At 71.8% G+C, this 22533-nt stretch carries 19 protein-coding genes, 1 tRNA gene and 1 pseudogene; 6 read left to right on the top strand and 15 right to left on the bottom strand.

Translation table 11 applies throughout. From position 1 onward, the window contains the following. From ACFQU3_RS13510 to rpmE, 3 genes and pseudogenes are all read right to left on the bottom strand, one after another. A pseudogene (locus tag ACFQU3_RS13510) lies at positions 1–393 on the bottom strand (peptide chain release factor N(5)-glutamine methyltransferase); the annotation flags it as partial. Then, positions 390–1481 carry a peptide chain release factor 1 gene (gene prfA, locus ACFQU3_RS13515; protein WP_385910579.1) on the bottom strand — a complete coding sequence of 364 codons (1092 nt, stop codon included), beginning with the start codon at positions 1479–1481 and terminating at the stop codon, positions 390–392. The gene prfA and the pseudogene ACFQU3_RS13510, both read right to left, overlap by 4 nt. 110 nt (positions 1482–1591) lie before the next feature. Further along, positions 1592–1807: a 50S ribosomal protein L31 gene (rpmE, locus tag ACFQU3_RS13520; RefSeq protein WP_385910649.1), complete on the bottom strand. Its 216-nt coding sequence runs from the start codon at positions 1805–1807 to the stop codon at positions 1592–1594. A 238-nt stretch (positions 1808–2045) separates the two neighbouring features. Here rpmE and ACFQU3_RS13525 point away from each other — a divergent pair, with 238 nt between their 5' ends. Then, positions 2046–3026, top strand: coding sequence for a hypothetical protein (locus ACFQU3_RS13525; protein WP_385910580.1), 981 nt, complete (start codon positions 2046–2048; stop codon positions 3024–3026). On the opposite strand, the gene ACFQU3_RS13530 is transcribed toward ACFQU3_RS13525, so the two are convergent. From ACFQU3_RS13530 to ACFQU3_RS13575, 10 genes are all read right to left on the bottom strand, one after another. Further along, on the bottom strand, positions 3027–5108 hold the full coding sequence (locus tag ACFQU3_RS13530; protein ID WP_385910582.1) for a sensor histidine kinase: 2082 nt from the start codon (positions 5106–5108) through the stop codon (positions 3027–3029). Then, a complete protein-coding gene (locus tag ACFQU3_RS13535) occupies positions 5105–6553 on the bottom strand; it encodes a glycosyltransferase (RefSeq protein ID WP_385910584.1) in 1449 nt (482 codons plus the stop codon). Before ACFQU3_RS13535 ends, ACFQU3_RS13530 begins: the two co-directional genes overlap by 4 nt. Further along, positions 6550–7608 (bottom strand): HEAT repeat domain-containing protein, encoded by a 1059-nt coding sequence (locus tag ACFQU3_RS13540; RefSeq protein WP_385910586.1) that lies wholly within the window; start codon positions 7606–7608, stop codon positions 6550–6552. Before ACFQU3_RS13540 ends, ACFQU3_RS13535 begins: the two co-directional genes overlap by 4 nt. 13 nt (positions 7609–7621) lie before the next feature. Beyond that, positions 7622–8023, bottom strand: a complete 402-nt coding sequence (locus ACFQU3_RS13545; RefSeq protein WP_385910588.1) for a response regulator transcription factor — start codon at positions 8021–8023, stop codon at positions 7622–7624. A 117-nt stretch (positions 8024–8140) separates the two neighbouring features. After that, positions 8141–10192 (bottom strand): transcription termination factor Rho, encoded by a 2052-nt coding sequence (gene rho / locus ACFQU3_RS13550; protein ID WP_385910651.1) that lies wholly within the window; start codon positions 10190–10192, stop codon positions 8141–8143. A gap of 273 nt (positions 10193–10465) precedes the next feature. Beyond that, positions 10466–11437: a homoserine kinase gene (thrB, locus tag ACFQU3_RS13555; RefSeq protein ID WP_385910590.1), complete on the bottom strand. Its 972-nt coding sequence runs from the start codon at positions 11435–11437 to the stop codon at positions 10466–10468. Positions 11438–11441: 4 nt separating this feature from the next. Continuing rightward, positions 11442–12536, bottom strand: a complete 1095-nt coding sequence (thrC, locus tag ACFQU3_RS13560) for a threonine synthase (RefSeq protein WP_385910592.1) — start codon at positions 12534–12536, stop codon at positions 11442–11444. Continuing rightward, the gene (locus ACFQU3_RS13565; protein WP_385910594.1) at positions 12536–13852 is read right to left on the bottom strand and encodes a homoserine dehydrogenase; all 1317 of its coding nucleotides are present in this window, start codon (positions 13850–13852) and stop codon (positions 12536–12538) included. Before ACFQU3_RS13565 ends, thrC begins: the two co-directional genes overlap by 1 nt. Positions 13853–13937: 85 nt before the next feature. Continuing rightward, the gene (gene lysA, locus ACFQU3_RS13570) at positions 13938–15356 is read right to left on the bottom strand and encodes a diaminopimelate decarboxylase (RefSeq protein ID WP_385910596.1); all 1419 of its coding nucleotides are present in this window, start codon (positions 15354–15356) and stop codon (positions 13938–13940) included. Positions 15357–15358: 2 nt separating this feature from the next. Next, positions 15359–16153 carry a DALR anticodon-binding domain-containing protein gene (locus ACFQU3_RS13575; protein WP_385910598.1) on the bottom strand — a complete coding sequence of 265 codons (795 nt, stop codon included), beginning with the start codon at positions 16151–16153 and terminating at the stop codon, positions 15359–15361. A 115-nt stretch (positions 16154–16268) separates the two neighbouring features. On the opposite strand from ACFQU3_RS13575, the gene ACFQU3_RS13580 reads away from it, so the two are divergent. From ACFQU3_RS13580 to ACFQU3_RS13590, 3 genes are all read left to right on the top strand, one after another. Then, positions 16269–16340: transfer RNA gene (locus ACFQU3_RS13580), tRNA-Arg, on the top strand. A 124-nt stretch (positions 16341–16464) separates the two neighbouring features. Continuing rightward, positions 16465–17292 (top strand): class I SAM-dependent methyltransferase, encoded by an 828-nt coding sequence (locus ACFQU3_RS13585; RefSeq protein WP_385910600.1) that lies wholly within the window; start codon positions 16465–16467, stop codon positions 17290–17292. Positions 17293–17338: 46 nt separating this feature from the next. Further along, a complete protein-coding gene (locus ACFQU3_RS13590) occupies positions 17339–17989 on the top strand; it encodes an ASCH domain-containing protein (RefSeq protein ID WP_385910602.1) in 651 nt (216 codons plus the stop codon). Positions 17990–18001: 12 nt separating this feature from the next. On the opposite strand, the gene ACFQU3_RS13595 is transcribed toward ACFQU3_RS13590, so the two are convergent. Both ACFQU3_RS13595 and ACFQU3_RS13600 read right to left on the bottom strand, forming a co-directional pair. Beyond that, positions 18002–19039 (bottom strand): hemolysin family protein, encoded by a 1038-nt coding sequence (locus ACFQU3_RS13595; protein ID WP_385910604.1) that lies wholly within the window; start codon positions 19037–19039, stop codon positions 18002–18004. Beyond that, on the bottom strand, positions 19036–20436 hold the full coding sequence (locus ACFQU3_RS13600; protein ID WP_385910606.1) for a hemolysin family protein: 1401 nt from the start codon (positions 20434–20436) through the stop codon (positions 19036–19038). The genes ACFQU3_RS13595 and ACFQU3_RS13600 overlap by 4 nt, the downstream gene beginning before the upstream one ends. A gap of 217 nt (positions 20437–20653) precedes the next feature. Between ACFQU3_RS13600 and ACFQU3_RS13605 the strand changes: the two genes are divergently transcribed. Together ACFQU3_RS13605 and ACFQU3_RS13610 are read left to right on the top strand one after the other, a co-directional pair. Further along, the gene (locus tag ACFQU3_RS13605) at positions 20654–21721 is read left to right on the top strand and encodes an ABC transporter ATP-binding protein (RefSeq protein WP_385910608.1); all 1068 of its coding nucleotides are present in this window, start codon (positions 20654–20656) and stop codon (positions 21719–21721) included. Next, positions 21718–22521 carry an ABC transporter permease gene (locus tag ACFQU3_RS13610; RefSeq protein WP_385910610.1) on the top strand — a complete coding sequence of 268 codons (804 nt, stop codon included), beginning with the start codon at positions 21718–21720 and terminating at the stop codon, positions 22519–22521. The genes ACFQU3_RS13605 and ACFQU3_RS13610 overlap by 4 nt, the downstream gene beginning before the upstream one ends. Positions 22522–22533: the final 12 nt, after the last annotated feature.

The following is a 22533-nucleotide window of genomic DNA, read 5'->3' on the forward strand; positions in this document are numbered from 1 at the left end:
CGTGGTGGGCGCGGCGGGGGTGGCGGGGGTGGCGGGGGTGGTGGGGGTGGTGGGGGTGATGAGCCGGTCGACCTCGGCGAGGGCGAGGTCGACGAGGACCTCGGTCTCGGGCCGGGGCACGAAGACGCCGGGTCCGACGGCGAGGGTCAGGCGGCGGAAGTGGGCCCGGCCGGTGAGGTGCTGCAGCGGCACCCGGCGCGCCCTCTCCTCGACGAGGACGGCATACGTCTGCGGGAGGCTGTGGCCGCCGAGCACGGCGAGCCGGCGCACCTCGGACGTGTCGACGCCGAGCACGTGCGCGGCGAGCTCGACCGCGTCGACGTCGGCCGACGGGACGCCGCACTCGCGCAGCCGTGCGGTGGCCGCCCGTATGCCGTCGCGCAGGTCGGTCACGCGCCGGACCCGTCGCCCTCGGCGAGCGCCGCGAGCTTGGCCGCCTCGTCGGCGTCGAGCGCGGACTGGACGACCGGGTCGAGGTCGCCGTCGAGGACGGCGTCGAGGTTGTACGACTTGTAGCCGGTGCGGTGGTCGGAGATGCGGTTCTCCGGGAAGTTGTAGGTGCGGATGCGCTCCGAGCGGTCGACCGTGCGCACCTGCGAGCGGCGCGCCGCCGAGGCCTCGGCGTCCGCCTCGTCCTTGGCGATCTGGTGCAGTCGCGCCCTGAGGACGCGCATCGCGGCCTCCTTGTTCTGCAGCTGCGACTTCTCGTTCTGGCACGAGACGACGAGACCGGTCGGCACGTGCGTGATGCGCACGGCCGAGTCGGTCGTGTTGACGCTCTGGCCGCCGGGCCCGCTGCTCCGGTAGACGTCGATGCGCAGGTCGTTGGGGTCGATCGTCACCTCGACCTCCTCGGCCTCGGGCATCACGAGGACACCGGCCGCCGACGTGTGGATGCGGCCCTGGCTCTCGGTGACGGGGACGCGCTGCACGCGGTGGACGCCGCCCTCGTACTTGAGCCGGGCCCACGGCGCCTCGTCAGGACCCGGGCTCCCCTTGGCCTTGATGGAGACCCGGACGTCCTTGTAGCCGCCGAGGTCGCTCTCGGTAGCGTCCTCGATGGTGGTGCGCCAGCCGCGCTGCTCGGCGTAGCGCAGGTACATCCGCAGCAGGTCGCCGGCGAACAGGGCCGACTCGTCCCCGCCCTCGCCAGCCTTGACCTCGAGGATGACGTCGCGGTCGTCGTCGGGGTCCCGGGGCACGAGCAGGCGCCGCAGGTGCTCCTCCGCGTCGGCGAACCTGGCCTCGAGCGACGGCACCTCCTCGGCGAACGACTCGTCCTCCGTGGCGAGCTCACGCGCGGCGGTCAGGTCCTCACCGGCCGCCCTCCACTCCCGGGCGGCAGCGACGGTCGGGGCCAGGGCGGCATACCGCTTGTTCAGCGTGCGCACGAGGTCCTGGTCACCGTGCACCGCCGGGTCGGCGAGGCGCGACTCCAGGTCGGCGTACTCGTCGAGGATCGACTGGACGGAATCGAGCACGGAGAGGCCCTTCGGTCGTGGCGGCGGGGTGCACGGGGTGCACGGGGTGCACGGGTAAACGAACGCCGGCCCCCGACGACCGAAGTCGTGGGAGCCGGCGTGCGGGAGACCTACTTGGCGGCCTTCTTGCCGTAGCGCGCCTCGAACCGGGCCACGCGGCCACCGGTGTCGAGAATCTTCTGCTTGCCCGTGTAGAACGGGTGGCACTGCGAGCACACGTCGGCGGCGATCTTGCCGCTCGTCTCGGTGCTGCGGGTCGTGAACGTGTTGCCACAGGTACAGGTGACCGTGGTCTCCACGTAGTTGGGGTGAAGGTCCTTCTTCAACGTCGTCTCCTCGAGGTAGTCGGCCGGGTCGGTGTCATCGCTGCTCACGCTGGGGAGCCGCTCTCCCGTGAACCGGTCCAAAGGAAGAGTGTGCCAGAAAGGCGCACCTCCCCCAAAACGCGCGGAGGCCGCTTGGCATTCCCCGTGCCCCGGCAGTTCCGGGTCGTGACCTGCAACGATCCACAGCGCTCCGGGTGTCTTCCACCTGTCGGGACCGGACGGCGGTGAGGATGCGCTCATGAGGGACAGCGGACAGGCACGCAGGGGCCGCAGCCGGGCTGCCGCCGGAGTCGCCGCCCTCCTCGCGCTGGCGGCCTGCTCGGGCGGCGAGTGCTCGTTCGACCGGTGCCCCGAGGTCACGCCTGACCGCGCGGGCACGGTCACCGGGACGGACGCGTCGGGGCGGGTGCGATGGACGACGACCATCGCCGACCTCGTGGTCGCCTCCCCCTTCGTCAGCAACGAGCACGTCGTGCTCGAGGGCTGCCACGCCCCGCACGTGCTCGACGTCACCACCGGGTCCGTGTCGACTCCCTCTGGGCTCGAGCACGTGCTGGGCGTGGTCCAGGGGTATGCCGTGGGGATCCCGACGGAGGGCGACGCGATCGTCTCGGCGGACCGCCTCGACGGCACACGGGGCGGCCTGTCGTGGTCGCAGTCGCCCCAGGACTCGGAGGCCGACCGTGGCTACCGCATGTCGGCAGTGGTCACGGAGCGCGGCGTCGTCGGCGTCCACGATCGCCGGCTCGTCGCGTGGTCACGGAGCTCGGGAGTGTGGGCGATGGCAGAGGTGGAGCTGCCGGTCGGAGCCTGGAGAGGCCGTCAGCTGGTCGCCGCGGACGCCGACCACGTCGTGGTGCCCGGATCTGACGGCTCGGTGCTGGGCGTCGACCTCGGGTCGCACGCCGTGGCGTGGCGCTCACTGCCAACCCGTCCGGCACTGCCCGACGACCTCGAGATCCGGCTCGACGCCCGGGCAGTCACGGTGACCGCCTGGTACCGGGAGTCGAGGGCGGCGAGCACCATCGGCACCCCCGTCTGGACCAGTGAGCGCTGGTCGCTTGACGCCCGCACCGGGGAGCCGACCACGCCGCGCTCGACTGCGCGCGGCACTCACCAGAACCCCAGGGCTCAGGTGGCGGCGTCGGTCCACGACGACGCGACCGGCTGGACGGTCACGCAGCAGCTGGACGAGCCGCCGAAGGGCAGCTGCGGCTAGCTAGGCGGGGACGGTGGCCGGCTGCACGACGGGCAGGACGACCTGCATCGTCGTGCCCTCCCCCTCGACCGAGGCGATGACGAGCTCGCCGCCGTGGCCCTCGACGATGGCGCGCACGATCGCGAGCCCGAGCCCCGTGCCGGGGATCGCGGCCGCCGTGGCGTTGCCCGCGCGGAAGAAGCGCTCCGACAGGCGCGCGAGGTCGGCGGCCGGGATGCCGATGCCGGTGTCGTGGACGGAGATGACCGTCGATGCGCCGGAGCGCTCGGCCGAGAGCACGACCTCGCCGCCCTCCGGCGTGAACTTCACGGCGTTGGACCCGAGGTTGATGAGCGCGCGCTCGACCTGGCCGCGGTCGACCTTCACGCGCAGCTCCTCCGGCACGTCGGGGCAGATGAGGCGGACCCCACCGCCGGCCGCAACCGGCTCCATCGTCTCGGTGACGGTGCGGAGCAGGTCGCGCACGGCGACCTCCTCGGACACCGCCTGGAGGCCGCTGATCTCGATCTTGTTGAGCACGAGGAGGTCCTCGATGAGTCCGCGCAGACGGGTGGCGTTGCGCCCGATGATGTCGAGCGCCACGTGCTGCCCATCGGAGACCTCGCCGAAGTCGCCGTCGACGAGCAGCTCGAGGTAGCCGCTGATCGAGGTGAGCGGGGTGCGCAGCTCGTGGCTGACCGTGGCCATGAAGTCGGTCTTCTGACGGTCGAGCTCGGTGAGCCGCCGGACCTGCTCGTCCTGCATCTGGGACAGGCGCAACGACACGATCGACTGGGCGGCGATGGCCGAGCACTGCTGCGCGGCCTGGATCTCGTGCCGGTGCCAGCGTCGCGGCGCGTTGACCATGAGCACCGCGAGGATGCCCAGACCGCGGCCGCCGGTGCCGACCGGCAGCAGGAGCAGCGACCGGGCGCCGGTCGCACGGTGGAAGGCCCGGGCCCGCTCGTCGTCGTAGGCCTCGTGGGCGAGCAGGTCGCCGAGGTCGAAGAAGCCGGCGTCGTGGCGCAGCTGCTCGTTGACCACCCCAACCTGCTGGGCGAGCGACCGCGGCAGCGGCGGCAGGTCGGGCAGGTCGTCGACGTGCCACTGGTGGCGGTCGTCGATGGTCTGGGCGTCCTCGGCGAGGGTGTACAGCAGGACGCGGTCGGCGCCGAGGCCGGCGCCGAGCTTGGAGCAGACCCGCTGGAGCGCCTCTGGCACGTCGACGGCCGCGCGTGCGCCGCGGCCGACGTCGAGGACGAGCTCCTGCATCTCGAGGACGGCGGCCTGCTGGTCGACGAGGCGGGCGTTGGCGCGGGTCAGGTCGTTGAAGTCGCGGGCCAGCATCCGCACCTCGAGAGCGCCCTCCTCCTGGTGGGCCATGGCGATGACGTCGTTCTCGGCCTGCCGCCGCACGACCTCTCGCAGCCGCGCGAGGGGCCGGCCGACGGCATGCTGCATGCCGAAGCCCGCAGCGACGACGACGAGGACGACCAAGAGCGCCACGGCGATGATGACGTCCGAGGTGGTGCCCGTGGCATCGCGCGCCCCGACGCTCGCGGCGTTGCGCTGGGCCTGAATGGTGCGGCTGACCGTGTCGTTGGCCTCGACGAACGTCGCGTAGGCCGTCTCCGTCTGGGTGCGTTCCGCCTCGGGAAGCGGCGCGTTGGCGGGTCGGCCCTTCAGAGCTGCGCGGGCGGAACTGAACCAGGCGGCCACCGCATCGCTTTCCCGATCGAGCAGCACCGCGAACCGCGTGCGGTCGGCCTCGTTGAGCTCGCGACTCTGGGTGCCGGACGCCACGCGGGCGAGGTCGTCCCGGACAGTGCTCTCGAGGCTGAAGGGGTCTACGTGCGCGCGCCTGCCGGACGTCACCTCGTGCCAGGAGCTCTCGGCGCGGGTCATATCCAGCAGAACGGCGTTGTTGGCCTCGGTGGCGGGTCCGAGGGCGAGGGTCAGCGCGCGGACCGCTTTGCTCTGTGACTGGATCGTCGCGACCGAGATGATGGCTCCGATCGGCACCAGGATGACGAGGACGCCGATGAGGAGCCGGATCTGGCTGGCGACGGAGCCCCGCCAGACGGCCGGAAACCCGCCGTTCATGCCGGGTCCTCGTCGAAGCCGGTGCGGGTCATGACACCCCAGACGTGCTTCTTGCGGCGCAGGCTCGCCCACAACCCCTCGAGGCGCCACCACACGGTGGCCTGGCGGTAGCCGATGTTCTCGAGCACCGACGACGCGACGGTCTGCCAGATCGCACGCCACCGGTCGTGCTTGTGGAAGGCCCACTCGTCCACGACCATCGCGGCGAGGGTGACGAGTACGGCATACCCGTAGGCCAGGACGAGGAAGAGAACGGCGAAGGGAACGTTGACGACCCCGAGCAGCAGCCCGAGCGGCACGATGATGATGCCGAGGAGCTCGAGGAGCGGGGCGAGCAGCTCGAAGAGCCAGTAGTACGGCAGCGCGACCCAGCCGATGCGGCCGTACCTGCGGCGGAAGAGCATCGTGCGGTACGCCCAGAGCGTCTCCCAGAGGCCCCGGTGCCAGCGGCGACGCTGGTTGCGCAGCACCTTGGCGGTCACGGGGACCTCGGTCCACGAGACCGGCTCGGGGACGAACTCGATCCGGTAGTCGCGGCCTTCGTCGCGCAGGCGCTTGTGGATGCGCATGACGAGCTCGAAGTCCTCGCCGATGGTGCCCGGGTCGAGGCCTCCGACCTCGACGACGACGTCGCGCCGGAAGAGCCCGAAGGCGCCGCTGATGAGGATGAGGCCGCCGAGCCGCGACCAGCCGGTGCGCCCGAGGAGGAAGGCGCGGAGGTACTCGACGAGCTGGATCCGTGGGAGCCACGTCTGGGGCATCTCGACGCGGACGATGCGCCCGGAGAGGACGCGGCTGCCGTTCACCGGGCGGATGGCTCCCCCGGTGGCGACCATGCGGGTGGGGTCGTCGGCGAACGGGCGGGTCACGTGCAGGAGCCCGTCGGGCTCGAGGATCGAGTCGCCGTCGAGCATCGCGACGAGCGGCTCGCTCGCGGCGTTGATGCCCAGGTTGAGCGCTTCGGTCTTGCCGGAGTTCTCCTTGCGGACGACGACGAGGCGAGTGCGACCGTCTCGTGGCACGAAGACGCCCAGGACACGCGCCCTGACGGGGATCTCGCGCGGCAGCTCGCGCGGCACGGGCACGAGGTCGAAGGCCTCCTCGAGCCGCGCAAAGGTCTCGTCGGTGCTGCCGTCGTCGATGACGACGACCTCGTGCCGGGGGTAGCGGAGCGTGAGGAACGACTTGACCGCCGTGACGATGCCGGCTTCCTCGTTGTAGGCCGGCACGAGCAGGGACACCCCGGGGGCGAGCCCGGCGCCCTGCCACGACAAGGCCGTGGCGCGGCGCCGGTGCTGGGCCCGGAACTCGAGGTAGGCCAGCACGATGAGCGTCAGCAGCGAGGTGTTGATGAGCACGAAGTACACGAGGATCGGCACGCTCAAGACGTCCATGACCCACATGACGAAGGACCGAAGGCCCTCGATGAAGCCGTCCCGGCTCATGCAGCCGACTTCTGCAGGTCGGCGACGAGCCGAGCCGATCTCACCGCGGCGTCGTCCTCGTGGCCGGCGAGCGCGTCGCGGCCGTCGGAACCCATCACGATCAGGGCACTGGCCGCGAGCTCGGCGAGACGGGGATCCGGGTCGCCGAGCAACCCGGCCAGCGTGGGCACCGCCGTGGGCTCTGCGAGCTCTCCGATCGCCGTCACACAGGCCCGGCGCAGCGGCAGGGGCTCGGTGGCGCCGGTGTGACGCGCGAGGACGGCGGCGTCCTCAGCCCGGCCGAGTCGGCCGATGGCAACCGCACACGTCTCACGGACCGTGACGTCGGGGTCGTGCGCCAGCAGGTGCCGCAGCTCGGGCAGGCCTCGCGTGAAGCTGCGCTCGCCACTGAGATGGGCCGCGACCATGCGGGTGCGGGCGTTGGCGTCGTTGAGGCCCTCGCGCAGCACGTCGGCGATGCCGACGCCCATCGACTGGAGCGCCTCCGCGGCAGTGGCCGCCGGAAGTCCTCGGTCTGGCAGGCCGATGGCCGCGAGCACCGGGCCGGCCGCCGAGGCGTCGCCGATGAGGCCGAGGGCGTAGGCAGCACTGTTGCGGACCTCGACGGACTCGTCGCGCAGCGCCTCCACGAGCAGCGGGACGGTGTGGCCCGCACGGGCTAGACCGAGCAGCTGGGCCGCCCGGGCGCGCTTCACGGACGAACGGCTCGACAGGTCTCCCACCGCCGCATCGACGGCCCCGTGCACCTGGAGCACCTGGACGAGCTGCTCCGCGGGCCCCCCGCGGATCTTCGTCAGCATGTCGACGATGTAGCGGTCGAGCACGGTCCGCGACACACCGGTCGCCCACGTCAGCGCCTCCGCGGCGCTGCCGTCGTCGTCCTCGCCGGAGGCGACCGTGATGAGCGGCGGGCGAAGCGGTGCCAGGAGCATCTCGTCACGCTGTTTGCGGCTGTGCCGGCGCGCGCGGACGGCGACGACCCCGAGGATCAGCAGCAGGCAGGCACTGAGCACGGCGATCGTCGCGCCGAGGAGCAGAGCCGTGCCGACGATCACGGGACCACGTCGCTCATCGAGCTCGTGCGAGCATGCCGTTGACCCGGTGGAGCAGCTCGCGTGGGCTGAACGGCTTGATGACGTAGTCGTCGGCGCCGACCGCAAAACCGGTGTCGACGTCGGAGTCGCGGGACTTGGCGCTGAGGAGCAGGACGGGGACGCCGGCGAAGGCGCTCTCACGGATCTTGCGCAGGACGTCGATACCGGACAGGCCCGGCATCATGACGTCGAGGACCGCCAGCTGCGGCGGGTTGGCGGAGAACGCCTCCCAGGCGCTGACGCCGTCGGGGACGGCCTCGACGGCATACCCCGCCTGCGTCAGCTTGAACTCGACGAGGTCGCGGATGTCTGCGTCGTCATCGGCCACGAGGACACGGACGGGGCTGGCATCGGGGTCGCCGGCAGGCGCAGACATGGCTCTCCATCGTGACGTCGGGAGTGGATCTCCATTTTAGGAACAAATCACCCGAATAGCCCAGGAAACGCCGAAAGGGGGCGGTGCCGTGTGGCACCGTCCCCTCTCCGCGATCGGTCAGGACTCGTCGTCGAGCCTGGAGCTGCTCGTCTGCTGGACCTGCGTGAGGAACTCGTAGTTCGTCTTCGTCTTCTTGAGGCGGTCGATCAGCAGCTCGATCGCCTGCTGCGGGTCGAGCGCGGCGAGCACGCGGCGCAGCTTCCACATGATCTTCAGCTCCTCGCTCGCGAGGAGGATCTCCTCGCGGCGCGTGCCGGAGCTGTTGATGTCGACGGCCGGGAAGATCCGGCGGTTCGCGAGATCGCGGTTGAGGCGAAGCTCCATGTTGCCGGTGCCCTTGAACTCCTCGAAGATCACCTCGTCCATCTTCGAGCCGGTCTCGACCAGAGCCGTGGCGAGAATCGTGAGCGAGCCCCCGTTCTCGATGTTGCGCGCCGCGCCGAAGAACTTCTTCGGCGGGTAGAGCGCGGCCGAGTCGACACCTCCCGAGAGGATGCGTCCGCTCGCCGGGGCGGCGAGGTTGTACGCGCGACCGAGCTTGGTGATCGAGTCGAGGAGGACCACGACGTCGTGGCCGAGCTCGACGAGACGCTTGGCGCGCTCGATCGCGAGCTCCGCGACGGTCGTGTGGTCCTCAGCCGGCCGGTCGAAGGTCGAGGAGATGACCTCGCCCTTCACGGCGCGCTGCATGTCGGTGACCTCTTCGGGACGCTCGTCCACGAGGACGACCATGAGGTGGCACTCGGGGTTGTTCGTCGTGATGGCGTTGGCCAACGTCTGCATGATCATCGTCTTGCCGGCCTTGGCCGGGGCGACGATCAGGCCGCGCTGGCCCTTGCCGATCGGGGCGACGAGGTCGATGATCCGCGTCGTCAGGACGTTCGACTCGGTCTCGAGCCGCAGACGCTGCTGCGGGTAGAGCGGCGTCAGCTTGCCGAACTCGACGCGCTTGGCGGCCTCCTCCGGCGTCATGCCGTTGACCGTGTCGAGACGCACGAGGGCGTTGAACTTCTGGCGGCCGACGTTGCCCGACGGCTGCTCGCCCTCGCGCAGCGCCTTGACCGCACCGGTGACGGCGTCGCCCTTGCGCAGCCCGTTCTTCTTGACGATGCCGAGCGGCACGTAGACGTCGTTCGGGCCGGCGAGGTAGCCGGACGTACGGACGAACGCGTAGTTGTCGAGGACGTCGAGGATGCCGCCGACGGGCACGAGAACGTCGTCGTCACCGACCTGGACCTCGGACTCGTTCCAGTCCTGACCGCCCTCCCGACCGCGGCCGCGCTTGCGGTCCCGGCTGCGCTGGCGGTTGCGGCTGCGGCGGCTTCCACTACGGTCGTCGTCGTCGAAGCGCGACTGCTGCCCGCGGTTCTGGTCGCCGGCATCGCCCGCCTGACGGTCCAGCTGACGGTCCAGGCGGTCCAGCTGACGGTCCTGCTGACGGTCCTGCTGACGGTCCTGCTGACGGTCCTGCTGACCGCGGTCGTACTGGCGGTCGTTCTGGCGCTCACCCTGCTGGCGGCCGTCACGGGTGCCCTGCTGCTGACGATCCTGCTGACGGTCCTGCTGGGCACGCTCGGCCTGGCGGTCGCCCTGCTGACGGCGCTCGGAGCGGTCGGCCTGCCGGACGCGCTGGCGACCCTCGCGGTCGTCACCGCCCTCGGCACGGTCGTCGGAGCGCTCCTGCCGCTCCGTGCGCTCCGTGCGCTCCGTGCGCTCCGCGCGCTCCGTGGGCTCGGTGCGCTCGGTGCGCTCCGTGGGCTCGGTGCGCTCGACCCGCTCGGTGACGGGTCCGGCCGGCCGACCGTCGCCCTCGGCGCGGCGTGCACGCTCCCGCACGTCGACGGACGGCGTTTCGACGGCCGCCGCAGAGACCGGCACGGAGTCCGGCGTGGACGCCGGCGCCTCGGCCGGCGTCTCGGTCGCCGCGGCGGAGCCGGCCGGGCGGCTGGCTCGGCGTGACGCACGAGCGGGGGCCGCATCGGAGACGGGAGCGGACGAGCCGCCCGCCTGACGGGCCTTGATGGCCTCGACGAGGTCGCTCTTGCGCATCTTGGTCGTCCCGGTGATGCCCATCGACGACGCGACACCCTTGAGCTCGTCCAGCTTCATGGCGGACAGGCCAGAGAGCGGACGGGTGGTTGTTTCTGACACGAAGGATCCTTCCCCCTCGTTTGCGGCCCGGGAGATTCCTGCGGGCCGGACTTGGACCAGATGACCTGGCCGTGTGAGATCCACGTCGGCGCAGAACGCGCCCAGAGGCAGATGTCTGCGCCTCAGTGTGGGGGTGGGTGCGCCGGCCTGCGATGACGCGGCATGTGGCGCGCGCTCAGGATACCACCCGGCGGCTCGCGGACCTGCGTCGCACACCCCCGGTGTCGAGATTCAGCGGACCTGCACCGTGGCTCCGTGCGCCGGGACCCCGGGCACGAGGCGCTCCCAGTGTGCCGCAAGGTGCCCCGCCTGCACGTCGGCCTGGGCCGCACGCGTCGTGAGGACGAGGACGCTGGGACCGGCTCCGGAGACGACCGCGGCATGGCCCTGCGAGCGGAGGTGGTCGACGAGCGCCATCGTCTCCGGGTAGGACGGCCGGCGGGCCTCCTGGTGCAACCAGTCCCGCGTCGCGGCGTGCAGGTGGCTCGGGTCGGCGGTGAGGGCGTGGACGAGCAGTGCCGCGCGGCCGGCGCCGGCTGCCGCGGCGGCGAGCGGGACGGTCGCGGGCAGGACCGCGCGAGCCGTCCGCGTCGCGAGCTGGGTCTCGGGAACGAAGACGACGACGTCGACGTCGACGTGCGGGTCGATGCGCGCCGTGACGGTGCGTTCGCCGTGGTCGAGCCCGGTCCCGTCGGGCATCCAGCTCACCGTCAGGCCCCCGAGGACGCTGGCCGAGGCGTTGTCGGGATGCCCTTCCAGCTCACTCGCGACGTGGGTCGCCAGCCCGAGGTCGACCGGCACGTCCTCGCCGGGAGCCGGCCATCCGGCATTCGGCTCGATGGCGTGCGAGAGCGCTTGCGCGGCAACGACACCCGCCACGATGGCCGTCGCGGACGAGCCGAGGCCGCGGCTGTGCGGCACGCCGTTGGTGGCCGCGATCTGCAGTCCTGCCGGCGGGTCGACGCCGAGGCTGCGCCACGTGTGCTGGATCGTCGCGTGGACGAGGTGGCCCTCGTCGGTGGGCACGTCGGTGGCACCCTCGCCGGTCACCTCGATGAGCAGCCCCACGGTGTCCGACGTCGTCACGACGTAGTCGTCCCAGAGGCCGAGTGCCAGGCCGATCGAGTCGAAGCCGGGGCCGAGGTTCGCGCTGCTCGCCGGCACGCGCACGTGGACGGACCGGCCCGCGGGCACCCGGCTCACGCGCTCAGCCCTCGAGGCCGAGGGCCTGGGCGGCAGAGAAGGCGTCGACCGAGACGCGGGTCGGCACGACCTCTGATCCGTCGGCAGTGCGCAGCGCCCACTGGGGGTCCTTGAGCCCGTGACCCGTGACGGTGCAGACGATGCGCGCACCCGACGGCACGAGGCCTGCAGCGTGGCTCGCGAGCAGGCCGGCCACGGAGGCCGCCGAACCGGGCTCGACGAAGACGCCCTCCTCCGAGGAGAGGTAGCGGTGCGCGTCGAGGATCTGCTCGTCGGTGACGGCATCGATGCGGCCGCCGGACTCGTCGCGTGCCGCGATCGCCTGCTCCCAGGATGCGGGGTTGCCGATCCGGATGGCCGTGGCGATGGTCTCGGGGTGGTCGACGGGGTGGCCGAGCACGATCGGTGCGGCTCCGGCAGCCTGGAAGCCCCACATGACGGGCAGGTGCGTCGCCGGGCCCGGCAGGTCGCTGACCGAGGGGTCGGAGGAGTACTCGCGGTAGCCACGCCAGTACGCCGTGATGTTGCCGGCGTTGCCGACCGGGAGACAGTGGATGTCGGGCGCGTCGCCGAGGGCGTCGACGACCTCGAACGACGCGGTCTTCTGGCCCTCGATGCGGGCCGGGTTGACCGAGTTGACGAGCTCGACGGGATAGGCCTCGGCGAGCTTGCGCGCGAGCGTGAGGCAGTCGTCGAAGTTGCCGTCCACCTGGAGCAGGGTCGCCCCGTGCGCGATCGCCTGGCTCAGCTTGCCCATGGCGATCTTGCCGTCGGGCACGAGCACGCCGCAGGCCATGCCGGCCTTCGTGGCGTATGCCGCCGCCGACGCGGACGTGTTGCCCGTGCTCGCGCAGATGACGGCCTTGGCGCCCTTCTTGGCGGCGACGCTGATCGCGGTCGTCATGCCACGGTCCTTGAACGAACCAGTCGGGTTGAGGCCCTCGTACTTCAGATGGACCTCGGCGCCCACGCGCTCCGAGAGCTTCGCGGCGTGGATGAGAGGCGTGCCGCCCTCGTGGAGCGTGACGACCGGCGCACCCTCCAGCATCGGGAGGCGGTCGGCGTACTCGCGGATCACGCCGCGCCACTGGTGGGCCATCAGGAACCTTCCACGCGCATCACGGAGTTGACGCCACGGACGACGTCGAGCGTGCGCAGTCGCTCGACCGTGGACGAGAGGGCCGCATCGCTCGCGGTGTGCGTGACGATGATGAGGTTGGCCCGGGCGGTCTCGCCGTCCGCGGCGGCCACCAGATGCTGGCGCACCGTCTCGATCGACACGTCGTGGTCGGCGAAGGCCGCCGCGACCTGGGCGAGCACACCCGACCGGTCCTCGACGTCGAGGCTGATGTGGTACCGCGTCTGGGCGTCGCCCATGGTCAGGATCGGCAGGTCGGCATAGCTCGACTCCCCCGGCCCCAGGCCGCCGCCGACCCGGTGACGCGCGACGGCGACGAGGTCACCGAGCACGGCAGAGGCCGTCGGGTCGCCGCCCGCGCCCTTGCCGTAGAACATCAGCTGCCCGGCCGCATCAGCCTCGACGAAGACGGCGTTGAAGGCCTCGCGGACACCGGCGAGGGGATGGGACCTCGGGATCATCGCGGGGTGCACTCGAACGCTGACGCCCTTGTCGCCACGCTCGCAGATCGCGAGGAGCTTGACGACGGCATCCATCTCACGGGCGGCTGCGACATCGGCGGCCGTGACCTCCGTGATGCCCTCGCGGTAGACGTCGGTGCCCGAGACGCGCGTGTGGAACGCGAGCGAGGCGAGGATGGCCGCCTTCGCGGCGGCATCGAAACCCTCGACGTCGGCTGTCGGGTCGGCCTCGGCGTAGCCCAGTGCCTGGGCCTGCTCGACGGCGTCGTCGAAGCCGGCGCCGGTCGTGTCCATCTTGTCGAGGACGTAGTTCGTCGTGCCGTTGACGATGCCGAGCACCTTGCGCACCTCGTCGCCGGCGAGCGACTCGCGCAGCGGCCGCAGCAGCGGGATCGCGCCCGCGACCGCAGCCTCGTAGTAGAGGTCGACGCCGTACCCGGCGGCCGCGGCGTACAGGGCGGGGCCGTCCTCGGCGAGGAGCGCCTTGTTGGCCGTCACGACCGAAGCACCGTGCTCCATGGCCCGCAGGATCAGCGAACGGGCCGGTTCGATGCCGCCGATGACCTCGACGACGACGTCGGCCCTGGTCACGAGCTCGTCGGCGTCGGTGGTGAACAGGGCAGGGTCGACGCCGAGGTCGGACCGGTCGCGGCCCGAGCGCCGTACGGCGATGCCGGTGATCACGAGTGGCGCGCCGACTCGGGCGGCCATGTCGTCGGCGTGCTCGGTGAGCAGGCGAGCGACCGCTCCACCCACGACGCCGGCCCCGAGCAGGGCGACGCGCAACGGCTTGGGGTCACTCACGGCGCTGTCCACGGTGCGAATCCTGCCGTCTGTCCGGGTGCCGGACGGTCATTGTTTCGCGATCCGGACATGCCCGGCGCAGGAATTGCAGGACACATCAGACGTCGAGGGCGAGCAGGTCGTCGATGGTCTCGCGCCTGACGATGACCCGGGCACTGCCGTCACGCACGGCGACGACCGGCGGTCGCGGCGTGTGGTTGTACTGGCTCGACAGGGACCGGCAGTACGCGCCGGTGCCGGGCACCGCGAGGAGGTCGCCGGGAGCGACGTCGGCGGGCAGGAACTCGTCCTTGACGACGATGTCGCCGCTCTCGCAGTGCTTGCCGACGACGCGCGCGAGCACGGGGTCTGCGGTCGAGGCGCGGTTGGCGAGCGTGCACGAGTAGTTGGCGTCGTAGAGCGCGGTGCGGACGTTGTCGCTCATGCCACCGTCGACGGAGACGTAGACGCGCTGGGCGCCGCCGTCGAGGTCCACCGGCTTGACGGTGCCCACCTCATAGAGGGTGAAGGTGCTGGGTCCGGCGATCGCGCGACCCGGCTCGACGGAGATCCGAGGCACGGCGACACCGTCGGCCCGGCACTCGCGCTCGATGATCTCGGCCATGCCTGCGGCGAGGTTCTTCGGCGGCAGGGGGTCGTGCTCGGTCGTGTAGGCGATGCCGAAGCCACCGCCGAGGTCGAGCTCGGGCAGCTCGACGCCGAGCTCCCTGGCGACCTGCGTGTGCAGACCGAGGATTCGCCGGGCCGAGACCTCGAACCCCGAGGTGTCGAAGATCTGTGAGCCGATGTGGCTGTGCAGCCCGAGTAGCCGAAGCGACTCAGGCCGCGCGACGATGCGGCGGACCGCCTCGAACGCATGGCCGCCCGAGAGCGACAGGCCGAACTTCTGGTCCTCGTGCGCCGTCGCGATGAACTCGTGCGTGTGCGCCTCGACCCCGACGGTGACGCGGACCAGGACCGGCGCCACGACGCCCAGCTCGGTCGCGACGTCGGCGACGCGCTCGATCTCGTCGAAGGAGTCGATGACGATGCGGCTCACGCCGTACTCGAGCGCGGCGCGGATCTCGGCGACGCTCTTGTTGTTGCCGTGCATCCCGATCTTCTCGCCGGGCACTCCCGCGCGCACCGCCACCGCGAGCTCGCCCCCCGTGCACACGTCCAGGTGCAGGCCCTCGTCGTGGACCCAGCGTGCGACCTCGGTGCAGAGGAACGCCTTGCCGGCGTAGAACACATCGGCTGCACCGGACAGGCTGTCGAACACCTCGGCGTACGTCTGCTTGAAATCCCTTGCGCGAGAACGGAAGTCGTCCTCATCGATGACGTATGCCGGTGTGCCGAACTCCCTCGCCAGCTCCGTGACGCTCACGCCTCCGACCGTGAGGACGCCGCCGCTGCCGCGCCCGACGGACGTCGCCCACAGCGACGGGACCAGGGCGTTGACGTCGACGGGGGTCTGGAGCCACGCCGGGCCGCGGTAGCCCTCCGCGTGCAGCGCTCCGGCTTCGTGTGCGCGCATTGCTACATCCTCTCCGGGGCCGCGGCGCCGAGGCGCTCGAGTCCATTGCGCAAGACGATGCGGACGGCGTCGGCGAGGACGATCCGTGCCCCGTGGACGGACTGCACCTGCGCCCCCACCGTCGCGGGTCGCAGGGGGTGGTCCCAGGCGTCGGCGAGCGAGGCCAGGTCGGTGACGGCCCGGCGCTGCTGCACCGTGTCGCCGACATGGGTATCGAGCCGTTGGGGAAGGTCGGCGAGTGCGACGAGCAGGTGCCGCTCGGCCACGTGGGTCAGCTCAGCGAGCCGCGCCGGTGACCGCCGCTCCACCCCGGCGGCCTCCGCGTTGCGGATGAGCCGGCAGAGCCTCGCGTGCGAGCGCTGGGCCGCGTGCACCGGGTCGTCGGGGAGCCGGCTCCCGGGCAGCTCGGTGAGCTCGCAGTGGGAGCGGCCGGGTGCGAGGGCGTACGTCTCCTGCTCCTCGAGGACACGGCGGACGATGGCGGAGCGGGCGAGGTCCTCGAGGGTGATCGCGATGAGGCCGCTCGGCGCGACCTCGACGGCGGCGACGGGCTTCTGCTGGGTCAGGCCCCGGGCGAGAACGCGCGCCAGGTCACGGGGCCGCACGTCGATCTGCGGGGCCCAGCGCTGGGCGACCGGTGTGACCCAGTCGGCGACGACGCCGGCCGTGCGCGCGTCGGTCGGGCGGAACAGGGGCCCGGCGGGCGGGCCGGCCTCTGCCTCGTCGGGGAGCTCGCCGGTACGGGCTGCCTGGGCGGCAACGTCCTCGAGGAGGGCGCGCAGCTGCTCCGGCGTCATGGCGCGAGTCTACGAGGGGCGGCTCGGCCCGCTCGGCCGGCTCGACCCCGGGGGGCGCATTCAGCGATGCGCCGCCTCTGCTGCTAATCTCACCGGGCGCACGAAAGTGCGCGCCGCCCCCGTAGCTCAGGGGATAGAGCACCGCCCTCCGGAGGCGGGAGCGCAGGTTCGAATCCTGCCGGGGGCACCGCCGCACCACCAGTCACATCAGAGCGAGCCCCACGCACCAACGTGCACCGGCGCAGACAGGAGCCCTCGCAGACGCGACTCTCGCAAGCCCCGGGGAACGCGGCCCCTGCCACGATGGGCCCATGCCCACCCACGAGGAGATCGACTGGTCGGCGCCCGAGGTCGCTGCGCACTACGACGAGCTGCCGCTCTGGTCGGCGCCGTTCGGGCTCATGCTGCTCGACCGGGTCCCGTTGCGTCGGGGGCAGACGGTCGTGGACGTCGGCGCCGGCACCGGTTTCCTCACCGTCGAGCTGGCGCAGCGATGCGGCCCGGAGTCACGAATCGTCGCCGTCGACCCGTGGGAGGCGTCGATGGACCGGCTCGCCTCGAAGGTGGCCTTTCTCGGGCTCACGAACGTCGAGCTCGTCGTCGCGCCGGCTGACGCGCTGGACCTGCCCGACGCGTCGGTCGACGTCGTCGTGTCGAACCTGGGCGTCAACAACTTCGACGACCCGGCGACGGTCCTGGGTGAGTGCGCCCGCGTGCTGCGCCCCGGTGGCCGGCTCGTGACGACGACGAACCTCGTGGGCCACATGGAGCAGCTGTACGCCGCCTACCGCGATGTGCTCACGGAGCTCGGTCTCGCTGAGCACCAGGGGGCGCTGGAGGCGCAGGAGCTGCACCGCTCGACGGTGGAGTCCGCCACGGAGCAGCTGAGGCGGGCAGGTCTGACGGTCGTCGACGTCGCGAGGGACTCGTTCAGGATGCGGTTCGCGGACGGCCGCGCGCTGCTCCGTCACTGGTTCGTACGCCTCGCGTTCGTCCGGGGCTGGCGGGCGGTCGTGCCGAGCCGGGATGCCGACCGCGTCCTCGGGGCTCTCGAGGAGCACCTCGACGCCCTCGCGTCCCGGCGCGGCGCGCTCGAGCTGACCGTCCCGATGGCGTGCCTGACCGCCGAACGCCGGTAGCCGCCCGCTGAGGGTCGCCTGCCTCTGTGCGTGCAACGATGGCTCGGTGCTGATCTCGAAGCCCGTCGCCGAGGCCATCCGCGCGGGCACCGTCACCCAGGCCTTCCGGCGCTGGGACGCCCCACGGGTCAAGGTCGGCGGTCTCCAGCTGACATCGGCCGGGCTCGTACGCTTCGACGCGGTGAGCAGGGTCCGTGACCCGTCGAGACTCACCGAGCGCGACGCGAGGAAGGCGGGCGTCAAGGACCTCGCCACCCTCCAGAGGTTCCTGTCGCCGAAGGACCGCAAACCGTCTCCGCGCGGGGGCCGCGGCGGCGACACGGTCTATCGCGTCAAGCTCAGCTGGGCGGGCGAGGACCCGCGAGTCGCACTGCGCGACAGCGTTCCCGGCGACGACGACCTTCGCCAGATCGCGACACGACTCGCCCGGCTCGATGCACGGCCGGCGGGTCCGTGGACGCGCGACATCCTGACGTGGATCCGCGACAACCCACGGGTGGTCTCGAAGGAGCTGGCCGCTCTCCGCGGCTGCGAGCTGCTGCCGATGAAGGTCGACATCCGCAAGCTCAAGGCCCTCGGGCTGACGATCAGCCACGAGGTCGGCTACGAGCTGTCACCGCGCGGCACGGCATACCTCGACTACCTCGAGCGCAGCGGGCCCAGCGCGCGAACCGACGCGGACGCGCCGCCCGGGTAGCTCCCTGACGGGTCAGCGCTGGGTCGTGTCGGTGACCTCGCCGACGAGCTCCTCGAGGACGTCCTCGAGGAACACCACACCCGTGACCTCGCCGGCGTCGTCGATGACCCGGGCGAGGTGCGCGCCCGTCAGCTGCATCGTCGCGAGCACGTCCTCGATCTCGTCCCCCTCGCGCACCGTCGCGAGGCGCCGGACCCGCTTGGGCGGGATGGGCTGCTCGTGGCGCTCGTCGTCGGCGTAGAGGACGTCCTTGAGGTGGATGTAGCCGGCGATCTCCCCCGCGGCGTCCCGCACCGGGTAGCGCGAGAAGCCGTGCTTGGCGACGAGCCGCTCGATGTCCGCCGGCGTCGCTCCCAGCTCGACCGTCGTCAGCGACCCCGTGTCGACGGCGACATCGCTTGCGAGCTTGTCGGAGAACTCGAGCGTCTTGGCGACGAGGCCGTGCCGTTCCTCCTCGATGAGGCCCTCCCGCCGGGACTCGCCGACGATGTGGGCCACCTCCTCGGCCGTGAACGCCGAGGCGATCTCGTCCTTGGGCTCGACGCGGAAGAGCCGGACGAGCGCCTTCGCCACCGTCTCCATGGCGAGGATGACGGGACGCAGCATCCTCGAGATCCAGAAGAGCGGCGGCACGAGGACGAGCGCCGCACGGTCTGGTCCGGCGATGGCGAGGTTCTTCGGGATCATCTCGCCGACGACGACGTGCAGGTAGCTGATGATGAGCAGCGCGAGGGCCAGGGCGACGCCACTCGCCCACGCGTCGGGCAGTCCCCACGCGTGGAAGACCGGCTCGAGCAGATGGTGCAGGGCGGCCTCTGCGAGCGCCCCGAGACCGACCGAGCAGACGGTGATGCCGAGCTGGGCGGTCGCCAGCATCGACCCGAGCCGCTCGAGCGCGAGCAGGCAGGACGCCGCGCGCATGCTGCCGGCGTCGGCGAGTGGCTCGAGCGTCGAGCGGCGCACGGCCATCGCGGCGAACTCGGCACCGACGAAGAAGGCGTTGCCGAGCAGCAGGAGCAGCGACACGACGTAGACCCAGGTCCCGCTCACGACGCCTCCCCCGCCCCGCGAGCCGGCCGGTGCGGCGCCTCCTGCGAGTTCCGCGGGTTCGGTCCGGCCGATCCCTTGTCGGCGTCGGTGGGCGGCAGCGACGACGGGTCCGGCACGAACCGGAGCCGGTCGACCCGGCGTCCCTCCATGCCGACGACGTTGATCCGCCACCCCGGCACCCGGACGACGTCACCGACCACCGGCACGCGGCCGAGACGCGTCATGACGAAGCCGCCCATCGTCTCGTAGGTGTAGCCGTCGGGGACGTCGGCGTCGAACGCGTCGCGCACCTCGTCGGGTCGCCACAGCCCGGGCACGGTCCAGGAGCCGTCGATGAGCTCGCGCCCACCCTGGCGGCTGCGGTCGTGCTCGTCGGAGACCTCGCCGACGATCTCCTCGACGACGTCCTCGAGCGTCACGATGCCCGACGTGCCGCCGTACTCGTCGACGACGACGGCCATCTGGAACCCGCCCTCGCGCAGGTCACGCAGCAACGGGTCGAGGCGGATGGTCTCCGGCACGACGAGGCGCTCGGACATGAGCGCGGAGACGGGCACGTCCTTGCGTCGTTCGTGCGGCACCGCCATCGCCTTCTTGACGTGCACGACGCCGTCGATGTCGTCCCAGTCGTCGCCGAGGACGGGAAAGCGGGAGTGGCCGGTTCGTCGCGACAGGCGGAGGACGTCGTCTGCGGACTCGTCGCGGTGGATGCCGGTGCACCGCACACGCGGCGTCATGACGTCGTCGGCCGTGCGCTCCCCGAAGCCCAGGGAGCGCGTCAACATCCTGGCCGTCGTGACGTCGAGCGTGCCGGCCTCGGCGGAGCGCTGGACCAGGCTCGCCAGCTCCTGCGGCGTACGCGCGCCGGAGAGCTCCTCCTGCGGCTGGATCCCGATGGAGCGCAGGAAGGCGTTCGCCGACCCGTTGAGCACGACGATCAGCGGCCGCGCGACGACAGCGAAGACGCGGACCGGGAGGGCGACCACCTTGGCCGTCGCCAGCGGCGCCGAGATGCCGAGGAACTGGGGCAACAGCTCGCCGAAGACCATCGAGAAGATCGTGGCCAGGACGAGGGCGAGGGTGCTGGAGACCGCCTCGACCGCCCCGGAGCCAAGGCCGAGAGCGCCGAGCGGCCCGGAGACGAGCACACCGATCGAGGGCTGGGCGAGGTAGCCGACGACGAGTGTCGTGATGGTGATGCCGACCTGAGCCGCAGAGAGCTGCGTCGAGAGCTGCTTGAGGGACTGGAGCACGACACGGGCGCGCGCGTCACCTTCGTCGATCGCACGCTGCACGGTGGGCCGGTCGAGCGCGACGAGCGAGAACTCGGCGGCGACGAAGATCGCGGTACCCGCAGTGAGCAGGACGGCACCGAGGACCAGCAGCCACTCGGTCACCGGCGAGCCACCCGTCGGGCAGGGGCGTTCGGGAGCCCCGGGAGACCCGGGACCTGGTCGCGGAGGCAGGTCATGGTGGGGCCCACTATAAGGAGCACCCGGCGTTCCTGGAGGTCCGCGGGCCCCGCCGCGGCCTGCGTGTGGAGGGCGTATGCCGTGTGGTTGAGTTGGGCCCATCACGGCGGGACCCGGCCGGGCCGAGAGAAGGAGCACGGTGGTGAGCGGACAACCGGACTTCGCCGGGCACATCGAGGTGCGCGGCCTGACGAAGCGTTTCGGCTCCTTCACCGCCGTCGACCACCTCGACTTCGACGTCGCGCCCGGCCGCGTCACGGGCTTCCTCGGCCCCAACGGCAGCGGCAAGACGACGACCCTGCGCATGCTCCTCGGTCTCGTCCGTGCGACCCACGGCACGGCCACGATCGACGGCCACCGCTACGCCGACATCCGCAACCCGCTCACCGTCGTCGGGTCGGCCCTCGAGGCGACGAACTTCCACCCGGGCCGCACGGGCCGCAACCACCTGCGGGTCCAGGCCGCCGTCGCCGGCGTGCCCGACCGGCGCGTCGACGAGCTGCTCGAGCTCGTGGGCATCCCCGCCGCAGCGCGCAAGCGGGCCGGCGGCTACTCGATGGGTATGCGCCAGCGCCTCGGGCTGGCGGCCGCCCTGCTGGGCGACCCGCGCGTCATCATCCTCGACGAGCCCGCCAACGGCCTCGACCCGGAGGGCATCCGCTGGCTGCGCGGCTTCCTGCGCCAGCTCGCCGACGAGGGACGCACGCTGCTCATCTCGAGCCACATGCTCTCCGAGGTCGAGCAGACGGTCGACGACGTCGTCATCATCGCCAACGGTCGCCGGGTGGCCCAGGGCACGGTGGCCGAGCTGCGCGGCAACCCCACGGCCTTCGTCCGCACCTCCGACCCGGACCGCCTGGCCGACGCCCTGCGCCTGCGCGGCCTCACCGTCACGCCCAAGGGGCGGGGGCTGCAGGTGACGACCGAGGACCTCGCCGTGGTCGGCGACGTCGCGCACGCCAACGACGTCGCGATCCACGAGCTGCGCGGGGAGCAGACCCACCTCGAGGAGCTCTTCTTCCACCTCACCGAGAGCCAGGAGCACCGCAACCGCAACCTCGGACTCGACGCGCCGCCTGGCGGAGCGCTCGTCGACCTGCCGCCGCCCACGGGGACGCCGCTCGACCCCGCACTGCTCGCCGACCCGGTGCCCGCCGACCCGGTGCCCGCCGTCCGGCACGCCGGCGACTCCGCGGAGGGCGCGCGATGACCGCGGCGGTGCGGGCCGAGCTCCGCAAGATCTTCACGACACGCCTGTGGTGGGGCATGGCCATCGCCGTCCTCCTCAGCGGGGCGGCGTTCGCGGTCCTCTTCGCGTTCGTGCTCACGAGCGACGCCGTGCAGGGTCCACAGGGGGCGGCCGTCCCGAGCACCGACGTGGCTCTCGCGAAGGCCGTGTTCACCGGCGGCCTGCAGGTCGGCTACCTGCTCACCCTGGCCATCGGTGTCCTCACGATCGGCTCCGAGTACCGCCACCAGACGATCACCGGCACGTTCCTCGCGATCCCGCGCCGGGGCCGGGTCATGGCGGCGAAGGTCATCGCCCTCCTCGCCATCGGCGCGTTCTACGGCGTGCTGTCGCTGGCCGGCGCAGTCGGTGCCGGCACGCTGGTGCTCACCTCCAAGGGGCACCAGCCGTTCGCCGACCCCTCCATCTGGCGCACCCTGGCGCTGTCGCTGCTCGTCCTCGGCATGTGGGCGCTCATCGGCCTCGGTGCCGGCATCCTCATCCCCAACCAGGTGGCCGCGCTGCTCATCTCGGTGGCCGTCGCGTGGATCGTCGAGCCGGTCCTCGGCCTCGTGCTCGCCGTCACCGACTGGGGCAAGAGCATCTCCCCGTACCTCCCGAGCCGCGCCACGAGCGCGATGCTCGACACCACCGGTGGCGGCTTCGACGGCCAGCCCATCGACCAGCTGTCCTGGTGGGCGGGCGCGCTCGTCCTCATGGCGTATGCCGCCGTCATGGCTGGTCTCGGCACGTGGCGGACCCTGCGCGCCGACATCAGCTGAGGGCCGCCTCTC

Source organism: Terrabacter sp. GCM10028922 (assembly GCF_042666095.1).
In the GTDB taxonomy this organism is placed as follows: domain Bacteria; phylum Actinomycetota; class Actinomycetes; order Actinomycetales; family Dermatophilaceae; genus Terrabacter.

Bases quoted from the DNA above. Each gene is read 5' to 3' on its own strand.
- thrC (WP_385910592.1), bottom strand. From the start codon at position 12,536: ATGGCCCACCAGTGGCGCGGCGTGATCCGCGAGTACGCCGACCGCCTC.
- ACFQU3_RS13575 (WP_385910598.1), bottom strand. From the start codon at position 16,153: ATGACGCCGGAGCAGCTGCGCGCCCTCCTCGAGGACGTTGCCGCCCAG.
- ACFQU3_RS13545 (WP_385910588.1), bottom strand. From the start codon at position 8,023: ATGTCTGCGCCTGCCGGCGACCCCGATGCCAGCCCCGTCCGTGTCCTC.
- rho (WP_385910651.1), bottom strand. From the start codon at position 10,192: ATGAAGCTGGACGAGCTCAAGGGTGTCGCGTCGTCGATGGGCATCACC.
- lysA (WP_385910596.1), bottom strand. From the start codon at position 15,356: ATGCGCGCACACGAAGCCGGAGCGCTGCACGCGGAGGGCTACCGCGGC.
- ACFQU3_RS13535 (WP_385910584.1), bottom strand. From the start codon at position 6,553: ATGAGCCGGGACGGCTTCATCGAGGGCCTTCGGTCCTTCGTCATGTGG.
- ACFQU3_RS13585 (WP_385910600.1), top strand. From the start codon at position 16,465: ATGCCCACCCACGAGGAGATCGACTGGTCGGCGCCCGAGGTCGCTGCG.
- ACFQU3_RS13610 (WP_385910610.1), top strand. From the start codon at position 21,718: ATGACCGCGGCGGTGCGGGCCGAGCTCCGCAAGATCTTCACGACACGC.
- ACFQU3_RS13530 (WP_385910582.1), bottom strand. From the start codon at position 5,108: ATGAACGGCGGGTTTCCGGCCGTCTGGCGGGGCTCCGTCGCCAGCCAG.
- ACFQU3_RS13525 (WP_385910580.1), top strand. From the start codon at position 2,046: ATGAGGGACAGCGGACAGGCACGCAGGGGCCGCAGCCGGGCTGCCGCC.